The following is an 8,951-nucleotide window of genomic DNA, read 5'->3' on the forward strand; positions in this document are numbered from 1 at the left end:
TCAAGGAGGTCGCGTCCTCGCCTTTAAATCGGATCGAGCCCCCCGAGGGCTCGTAGAGCTTGAGCAGGATCTTGCCGATGGTGGTTTTGCCGCACCCCGACTCTCCGACGAGACCAAAGGTCTCGCCTTCTTCAATGGCGAAGGAGACCTGATCAACAGCCCTCAAGTGACGCACCCTTTTCTTGAGAAAACCCGATGATATGGGGAAATACTTCTTGAGATCATTGATTTCGATGATATTTCCCATCACATCTCCCTCCACCGCCAGCATCTGACCCGATGGTCTTCTCCTGCCTGTTCCATGACGGGCACTTCTTTGCATTTCCCGGTGCTTAAGTCGCAGCGGGGTGAGAAGTGGCATCCCTCCGGATGATAGAGAGGATTGGGGAGCTGACCCGGGATCGTGTAGAGTTCAACCTTTCCCTTCTCGCCTTTAGGCAGCGAGGCGAGAAGCCCCTTGGTGTAGGGATGCCGGGGGCGTTTGAAGAGTTCCTTTGTGGGCGCCTCCTCCACGATCCTTCCACAGTAGAGCACCGCCACTCTGTTGCACATCTTGGCCACGAGACCCAAATTGTGCGTAATGAGCAGCATGGTCATGTGGAATCGGTCCTGGATTTCCCGGATGAGCTTTATGATTTGCATCTGGATGGTCACATCGAGGGCGCTTGTGGGCTCGTCTGCGATGAGCAGGTCGGGGCGGCAGGCAAGAGCGGTTGCGATAATCACCCGTTGTTTGAGCCCACCGCTTAACTGGTGCGGGTAGTCCTTCAGGCGCTGCTCGGGAGAGGGGATGTTGACGACCTGCATGACCTTAATCACTTCGGCGGCCATGTCGTCCACCTTGAGTGTCCGATGATATTTGAAGGCCTCGGAGATCTGAAACCCCACGGAGAGTAAAGGGTTCAACGCGGTTGTAGGGTCCTGGGGGATGAAGGTAATCTCGCTGCCTCGTATCTTTTCGACTTCTGTCTCGCTCTTCTTCAAGATATCCTGGCCGTTAAAGAGGATCTCTCCGGACACGATTCTGCCGGCCGGTTTTGCGACCACCCCCACGAGCGCCTGACCTATCACACTTTTCCCGCTCGCCGATTCGCCCACGAGTCCCAGTACTTCCCGTTTCCTGATGAAGAAATCGACCCCTTCCACGGCACGGATGACACCCCGGTCCGTGGAAAAATGGATGTGCAGGCCTTTCACTTCAAGGATCTTCTCGTCCATATATCAGGTCCTCAGTTGATGGCGCGGATCAAGCTCATCCCTGAGCCAGTCCCCGATCAGGTTTCCGGCAAGACAGGTCATGACGATGGCGATGCCGGGAAAAGTGGCAATCCACCAGCCGAAACTGAGATTGCTTCTGCCGTCGGCGCATAGACCGCCCCACGTAACCGTAGGGGGCTGTACGCCTAGACCCAAAAAGGAGAGGGCGGCCTCGAATATGATCATCTTTCCTACGTCGAGGGTAGCGAGTACTAAAACCGTGTTGAGCACATTGGGCAGGATGTGGACGAAGAGGTTCCTAAACCTGCCGGAACCGGAGATGACGGCCATATCCACGAACTCTGCCGTGGAGAGCTTCATGGACTCAAAGCGTATAATCCTCGTGTAGCCGACCCAGTTGCACAGAGCGAGGGCGATAATGATGTTTGTGAGGCTCGGACCGATGGCCGCGATGATGGCCATCGCAATGAGGATGTACGGCATGGAAAGCATCATGTCGGTGAATCGCATGATAACGGAGTCGATTTTGCCTCCCGAGTAACCGGCGATCATGCCGAGAAGGGTGCCCACAAAAGCGGAAAGCAACACCCCGGCGAACCCGACGATAACCGATACCCGCGATCCGTAGATGATCCGGCTCAGTACGTCCCTGCCTAGGGCATCTGTGCCGAGAATATAGGAGGCTGAACCGCCCTTAAGCCACACAGGCGGCTTCAAGGCGTCGAGCAAGGTCTGGGCCGTGGGGTCATGAGGGGCGATCCACTGGGCGGAGACGGACGAGATAAAGAGGAGCAGAATAATCGCCGCCGGGATTTTGGGGATCCGGCGGATGAGCATCCTGAATTTGATCTTCTGTTCAGCTTTCCTCGTTTCATTGTCTGTGGAGTTCTTACCAGCCATCTTATCCTCTCTTCACCCTCGGGTCTGTCGCCATATAGACGACGTCCACGAAGAGGTTGATCAGAATGAAACAGGAAGCCGTAATGATGACCGTTGCCTGCACCACCGGAAAATCGCGGCCGTAGATAGCATCGATAGAGAGCCTTCCGATTCCCGGCCAGGAGAATATGAACTCGGTGATGACCGCTCCTCCCAAAAGCAGGCCGAACTGGAGGGCAACCATGTTGAGAATGCTGATGAAGGCGTTCCGTATCACGTGGCGCAGAAGCACGGTCCTTTCCGGCACCCCTTTGAGTCTGGCGTAGCGCACGTAGTCGGCATCAAGTTCGTCGAGCACATTTGACCGGGTCAGGCGCGCCGTGGCCGCAGCAAAGAACAACGCAAGGGTGAAGGCGGGCAGGATTACCGCGTTCCACCCCGCATATCCGGACGGAGGAAAAAGCCTGAACTTCACGGCGAAGAGCAGGATTAACATGATGCCTGCCCAGAAATTGGGGATCGATTGACCGAGCACGGCAAGCCCCATCCCGATCCTGTCCGTAATCGTGCCCCTTCGTACCGCAGAGATTACCCCGAGCGGCAGAGAAATCATGATGGAGATGATCGTAGCCACAATCGTAAGATAGAGAGTTGCCGGGAATTTTTCGAGCACGAGTCTTAACACAGGCTGGTTGTACCGGAAGGACTTTCCGAAATCGCCCCGCACTACCTGCCCTACGTAGACGGCGAGTTGCACGTACAGGGGTTTATCGAGCCCCAGTTCGTGTGTCATGGCGATCCGTTGTTCCTTGCTCGCGTCCGGAGGCAAAAGCAGCGCTACTGGATCTCCCATAACCCGGGCTATGAGAAAGGTGATGACGATTACCCCGAAGACCACGATGACCGAGTGCCAGAGCCTTCGAACGATGTATAGACCCAAAGACCTTCTCCTTTGTTTGGGAAGGGGGTTACCCCCCCTTCCCTGTAGGCTTTCGCGCGTCTTACTTGCTTACATTATAGAAAAGGAGGAATTCGTCACCACGAGCCTGAAATCCCTTCAATTCCTTGGATGTCACGTAGTTGTCCACCTGCTGATACAGGAAGATCAGAGGGGCTTCGTCAAAAATTTCGGCCTGTATCTGTTTGTACATTGCGAGACGCTTCTTCTTGTCCATGGTGGTTCGGGCCTTGTTGAGCTTGTCGGCAAGAGCGGGTGTGGTGTAGTAGGAAAAGGGAGATTCCGCGCTGCCGAAATATGGACCGTATGTACCATCGGCGTCAGAGAGGGTGTTGCCCCATCCGATGAAGCCCAGGTCTTTCAGTTTCTTACCCGAATAAATCTGAACCAGAGTGCCCCACTCCATAACCTTAAATTCTGTTTGCACGCCGATGGCGTTCAGCATCTTTGCGACCGCCTCGGCGATCTCCTTGTCCATCACGTACCTTCCGCTCGGGCTTAAGAACTCAACCTTGAAGCCATTGGGGTAGCCGGCCTCGGCCAAGAGTTTCTTGGCTTTGGCGGGGTCGTAGGTATAAGGCTTGAGTGTGGGATCGAAGCCGAAGTGATACTTGGTGATTGCCACGGCATTGGGTACGCCTGCACCGGATAGGATACTATCGATGATCGATTTCCGGTCTATGGCATAGTTTAGGGCCTGACGGACTTTCTTGTTCTTGAGGGCGTCCTGGCCGTACGTGTTGATGTACACAAAGATGGTCCGACCGGAGAGTACGGGCTGCACCGTGACGTTAGGCATTTCCTTTAGCTTTCCAAGAAGAAAAGGCGGCACACTGCTGATCACATCTGCGTTCCCGGTCTGGAGCTCGGCGACGCGGGCGGCGATCTCAGGGACCGGCCTGATTACGAGTCTTTTGAATTTCGGCGCACCGCCCCAGTAGTTCTGGTTGGCCTCGAGAATCATGCGGTCGTTTCTGCTCCAGCTTACGAATTTAAAAGGCCCGGTGCCGATGGGCTTCTGGAAGAAGGTTTCGGCGCCCTGCTTCTGGACGAGATCCGCCGGCAGGATCCACCCGCTCAAGCTTAACCGGTTGAGCAGAATTGGATCGGGCGACTTGGTAATGATTCTGACCGTGTAATCATCCACGACGGTTACTTCTTTTATGGTGCTGTAGAACGTGCCGAAGAGTGCTTTGACCTGAGGGTCAATCATTCGGTCGATAGAGAATTTCACGTCCTTGGCCGTGAGTACCGTTCCGTCATGGAATTTAACCCCCTTACGAAGCTTGAATTCCCAGGTGGTGTCATTGATCACTTTGTGGGAGAGGGCGAGGCGGGGCTGTGGTATCCCGTTCGCGTCGAAAAAGTACAGAGAGTCGAAGACCTGGACCGCGTAATTCTCGTCCGTGACGGAGTTATGACGCGCCGGGTCCAGGGAATTGACCTCTGCCCCCTGGCAGACCACGACCTCGTCTTTCGAAGCGTAACCCAGGGAACAAGCGAAGAGCAGTGCCATCCCCACTAAAACAACCAGAAAACCCTTTTTCATGGCTTCCTCCTTAATAATTGATTTGTCCTTCATAGCCTCATGTCTCAGACCAGAGCTTTCGCGCGAGGTCCCCATACATTACGAGCTTATCCTCGTTCACGTCCACTCCGATGCCCGGTTTCTGCGGCAAGGGTATTGTACCATTATTTACGACAAGAGGTTCCATAAGCAAATCGTCGGTAAAAACGTCGCTCCCCGGCATCTCAATTTCGGGGACGAGATTGGGGCAACTCGCTGCAAAATGAAGGGCCGCAGCGGTTCCAACGCCTGTCTCGATGCAACCTCCAAGGAAACAGGGTAGTCCGGCCGATTCGGCCGCATGAGCGATCTTGAGAGAATTGCTGATGCCGCCACATTTTGCGATCTTTATATTGATCACATCGGCTGCACCCGATCTTGCTACACGGTACACATCGTGGAGTCCCGTGATGCTTTCGTCTACCGCAATGGGGGTCGAGAAGGCCCGCGCGAGCTCGGCCAGACCATCAAAATCCCAATCAGGAAGAGGTTGTTCGATCCACTGGAGGTCGAAGGCCTCGAAGGCTTTACAGGCCTTCATGGCTTGAGCCCTATCGTATCCCTGGTTGCCGTCGACGCGAAGCCTTATCGCTGGTCCGGCGGTCTCGCGCACCACCCGCACCCGTTCGATGTCCTCCGATACATTGAGGCCCACCTTTATTTTGATGCATCCAAATCCCTTCTCCACCCAGAGTCTCGTCAAGGATTCGGCCTCGGCAACAGGCACAATATCGACCGCTGCCAACACTTCGATGGCTTGAGGGGTGGCCCCGCCCAGAAGACGCGTGAGCGGCAAACCCACTGCTTTTGCCCTCACGTCCTGGCAGGCCGTTTCCACGCCTGCCTTGGCCATGCGGTTCTTCGGGAGCACGGAATCCATCCTCTTCACTATTCCTTCTATATCAAACGGGTCCATGCCGATCACGGCGGGTGTAAGGTACTGCTTAATAGCCTGGACCAGAGAACGCTGGTCATATCCGTAGACCACATGCCATGTTGACGCCTCGCCGTAGCCCGTGACGCCTTCGTCGGTCTTTATCCGTACGACTACGTTCGGCGAGTGGGTCATAACGCCCAGGGCGATCGCAAATGGCTTTCGTAGAGGAAGCGGGGCCGGAAAGACTTCGACGCTCTTGATCTTCAACGAGTGACCTCCAATTCAGCGCTTGGCTGAAGCAATGAGCTTCTTGTAGAACGTACCGTCTTTCATGATCGCCAGAACCCGCTCCTGCTCTTGCAGTATGGTGATATCATCAAGCGGGTTGCCCTCAATTACGATCAAGTCGGCGAGCTTGCCGTCTTCCACGACACCCAGTTCTTTATCGAGTCCCAGAAGACGGGCAGCGGTCGAAGTGGCGGAAATGATCGATTCCATTGGCGTAAGACCGATACGGCAGAGCAGTTCCAACTCCTTCATGTTGGCGCCGTGGAGATTAAAGGGTGTGCCTGCGTCAGTGCCCATGACGATCGTAACTCCTCTCGTATAGGCCAACTTTGCCGACTCCACGTGGGCGCCTGCGACACGCCTGGTCTTCTCCATAACATAGGCTGGAATGCCGCTCCCCTCGCCATTTTTCAGTATGTTGTGCGGTGCGGATAGGGTTGGGACGAGGTAAGCGTTGCGCTCAAGCAGCATGGCGACCGTCTCTTCGTCGATCATATTGCCGTGTTCTATTGATTCAATGCCGGCCTTGAGCGCATTTCTCAAACCCACGATCCCCTGGACGTGTGAACTGACTTTGCGCCCGGCCTTGTGGGCTTCCTCCGTTCCGGCCTTGAGCTCTTCAAAGGTATACTGGGGCGCACCCGACTCCACACCCTGGGTCATGACGCCGCCCGTTGCCATTATCTTTATCACGTCGGCGCCCGCTTTTAACTGCTCACGCACCGCCTTTTTCACTTCAGCCTCGCCGTCTGCTTCGCGGCCCATGGTCCAGCCATGACCGCCGGTCATACATATACATTTGCCACTTGAGAGGATACGGGGGCCCGTAACGATACCGCTCGCCACAGCGTTTCTCAAGTGGATGCCGATATCGCTCGTTGATCCCAGATCGCGGACTGTAGTAATGCCCGCAAGCAGTGTCCTGTAAGCGTTCTTTTGCGATTTGTAGGCTATCATGAAGTCGCTGTCACGACCAAAGGAGGCCATGGGGTCTGCGTCCGCGTTCAGAGAGAGGTGCACATGGGAGTCGATAATACCGGGAAGCAGGGTTAATCCTGTAAGGTCTATTGCCTCCCGGGCGTGAGGCCTGTTCCCGCTGCTATCGCCCACCGCATGTATCCGGTTCCCTTCAACCGCCACGAATCCCCGCTCGATCACGCCACCCTTTCCGTCAATGATCCTGCAATTTTCGAACAGTATGTCCACGCCTGCCTCCTTGTTACTCATATTCGGTGGGTGCCACCCTGTCAATGCCGGCGATGTACTGCTTGAGCTTGTCGAAATGTTTTGCCATGAGGTTGTAGGCCCTGGCACGGTCACGCCGCTCAAAGGCCTCATAAACCTGCCTGCAGTGCTCAAGGTCGTAGCGGCCTATTTCCGGGTCAAGGAGCGGAACCTGGTTGAGGACCTTTTCAAACACATCAGTCATGGCCCTCATCAAGTGGCTGAAAAGGGGGTTGTGACAGGCATCGGCCACGAGCGCGTGAAATTCGAGCGCCTTGGCCCTACACGATCTTCGGTCTTCAGCGGTGCGCGCCTCATCTAATCCGGCCTTAATGGCATCAATGATCTTCTTCAAGCCATCCATCTCTGAGTCGGTAATCCTCTCAGCGGCGAGCATGGCAAGGGTGGGCTCGAGGGTGAACCGGAATTCCACAAGATGTTCCGGCGAAACATTGCCCATGCAGTAGTAGTTCATGATGATCTCGCTCATCTTTCCAGAGGTCGGCTCCGCTACAAAGGTCCCGCCGTAGACGCCACGACGCCTTTCGATGAGCCCCTGTGCTTCGAGGTGCCCTAACGCTTCGCGTACGGTCACCTTGCTTACGCTCAATTGGCGAGATATCTCATCTTCCGAGGGAATTTTGTCGCCGGCATTGCGTTTCAACACCAACTCCTTGAGTATCCCTTCTACCTGGTCCGAAATCCTGACTTTCTTAAAGGAGATTTCCTCGAGGCCCAATATGTCACCTTTGGTTGCGCGCACCATCCGACAATCACCTCTTAACAAGATCCCTTCATGAATCCGTTTCGCAAAGGAGATCCATGTAACGAAGTAAATCATCTTATTTTAAAACATAATAACTTAATATTTAATATCTTTACGATTGTCAAGGAAAAATTCAATAAATTTGAGAAAGGGAAGAATCCATGTGTGATTTGTATGCGCGTCAAGTTCAATACTGTTTTGATTCATGAGAAGAATTCTTCGCGGAAGTGACGGGGAGTATAGATGTGGGTTCGGCAAAATCAAGAGCCGCATCAGCCTCTCTTAAGGTTGACAGAACCTGGAACCAGGCTTAGATTGCGCCTGAGACTTAAGGCATTCTAACGCTTTGTGAGGTCTGTCCGAATCATAGAGTCTACGTAATAAGGAGAGTATGATCGTGAAGTACGGTTATAGGCGCGTAATCGGTTTGATTATTATAGCCCTAACCCTTATGAGCTGCTCGGATGCGCGTTTGGACGGGGGAAATGCCGCAATCAAGATCCAGGAAAAACCAAAAGGGGCAATCGATTTAACCGCGGCCGTCGAACAGGTTGCAAGTCAAACCATGTCTGCTGTGGTTTATGTTGAGGTGACCGAGAGCCGGATCATAGAGAACCCTTTTGGCCCATTTGAAAACGACCCCTTTTTCAGGCGTTTCTTCGGCATACCCAGAATGCCGCGAAGGTTCAGGCAGGAGATGAAGGGATTGGGATCGGGCATGATCATCACCGCTCAAGGAGATATCCTCACGAATTATCACGTTGCCGGTGGCGCAACCAAAATCCAGGTCACGCTCGCGGATGGGGCCCGATATCCGGCAAAACTCGTTGGCGGTGACGCCAAGACAGACCTCGCAGTGGTCCACATTGCGGCAGGAAAACCACTCCCTTGCGTAACCTTCGGCGATTCCGATGCAACTGAGGTCGGCGAGTGGGTCGTGGCTATCGGCGCGCCGCGCGCCCTGGAAAAGTCGGTCACTCAGGGGATTATCAGCGCCAAACATCGAACGGACATCACCGATAAGAGCGCCTTTCAGGATTTTCTTCAGACATCCGCCGCCATTAATCCGGGCAACAGCGGTGGCCCTCTGCTCAATCTTTATGGCCAGGTGATCGGGGTAAACGCCGCCATAGCCAGTCAGTCGGGTGGCTTTGAGGGTATAGGCTTCACCATT

9 protein-coding genes are annotated in these 8,951 nt (G+C 54.5%); 1 reads left to right on the top strand and 8 read right to left on the bottom strand.

What is annotated here, in order from left to right; genetic code table 11:
* The 8 genes from VMT62_10005 to VMT62_10040 form a co-directional block, all read right to left on the bottom strand.
* On the bottom strand, positions 1-247 hold a 247-nt coding region (locus VMT62_10005), incomplete at its 3' end, for an ABC transporter ATP-binding protein (GenBank protein HVN96752.1).
* Positions 247-1,218, bottom strand: a complete 972-nt coding sequence (locus VMT62_10010; GenBank protein ID HVN96753.1) for an ABC transporter ATP-binding protein — start codon at positions 1,216-1,218, stop codon at positions 247-249. The genes VMT62_10005 and VMT62_10010, both read right to left, overlap by 1 nt.
* A gap of 3 nt (positions 1,219-1,221) precedes the next feature.
* Complete coding sequence (locus VMT62_10015) at positions 1,222-2,118, bottom strand: ABC transporter permease (GenBank protein HVN96754.1); 897 nt, start codon at positions 2,116-2,118, stop codon at positions 1,222-1,224.
* Position 2,119: 1 nt separating this feature from the next.
* Positions 2,120-3,037 carry an ABC transporter permease gene (locus VMT62_10020; protein ID HVN96755.1) on the bottom strand — a complete coding sequence of 306 codons (918 nt, stop codon included), beginning with the start codon at positions 3,035-3,037 and terminating at the stop codon, positions 2,120-2,122.
* A gap of 61 nt (positions 3,038-3,098) precedes the next feature.
* Positions 3,099-4,604, bottom strand: a complete 1,506-nt coding sequence (locus VMT62_10025) for an ABC transporter substrate-binding protein (GenBank protein ID HVN96756.1) — start codon at positions 4,602-4,604, stop codon at positions 3,099-3,101.
* A gap of 37 nt (positions 4,605-4,641) precedes the next feature.
* Complete coding sequence (locus tag VMT62_10030; GenBank protein ID HVN96757.1) at positions 4,642-5,766, bottom strand: dipeptide epimerase; 1,125 nt, start codon at positions 5,764-5,766, stop codon at positions 4,642-4,644.
* 15 nt (positions 5,767-5,781) lie between these two features.
* Positions 5,782-6,993, bottom strand: a complete 1,212-nt coding sequence (locus VMT62_10035) for an amidohydrolase family protein (protein ID HVN96758.1) — start codon at positions 6,991-6,993, stop codon at positions 5,782-5,784.
* A gap of 13 nt (positions 6,994-7,006) precedes the next feature.
* Entirely contained in the window at positions 7,007-7,777 is a 771-nt protein-coding gene (locus VMT62_10040; GenBank protein HVN96759.1) for an FCD domain-containing protein, read from the bottom strand.
* A 397-nt stretch (positions 7,778-8,174) separates the two neighbouring features.
* Here VMT62_10040 and VMT62_10045 point away from each other — a divergent pair.
* The coding region (locus tag VMT62_10045; GenBank protein ID HVN96760.1) for a trypsin-like peptidase domain-containing protein at positions 8,175-8,951 on the top strand (777 nt) is incomplete at its 3' end.

Source organism: Syntrophorhabdaceae bacterium, assembly GCA_035541755.1.
GTDB lineage: Bacteria > Desulfobacterota > Syntrophorhabdia > Syntrophorhabdales > Syntrophorhabdaceae > PNOF01.

Bases quoted from the DNA above. Each gene is read 5' to 3' on its own strand.
- VMT62_10010 (HVN96753.1), bottom strand. From the start codon at position 1,218: ATGGACGAGAAGATCCTTGAAGTGAAAGGCCTGCACATCCATTTTTCC.
- VMT62_10015 (HVN96754.1), bottom strand. From the start codon at position 2,118: ATGGCTGGTAAGAACTCCACAGACAATGAAACGAGGAAAGCTGAACAG.
- VMT62_10025 (HVN96756.1), bottom strand. From the start codon at position 4,604: ATGAAAAAGGGTTTTCTGGTTGTTTTAGTGGGGATGGCACTGCTCTTC.
- VMT62_10040 (HVN96759.1), bottom strand. From the start codon at position 7,777: ATGGTGCGCGCAACCAAAGGTGACATATTGGGCCTCGAGGAAATCTCC.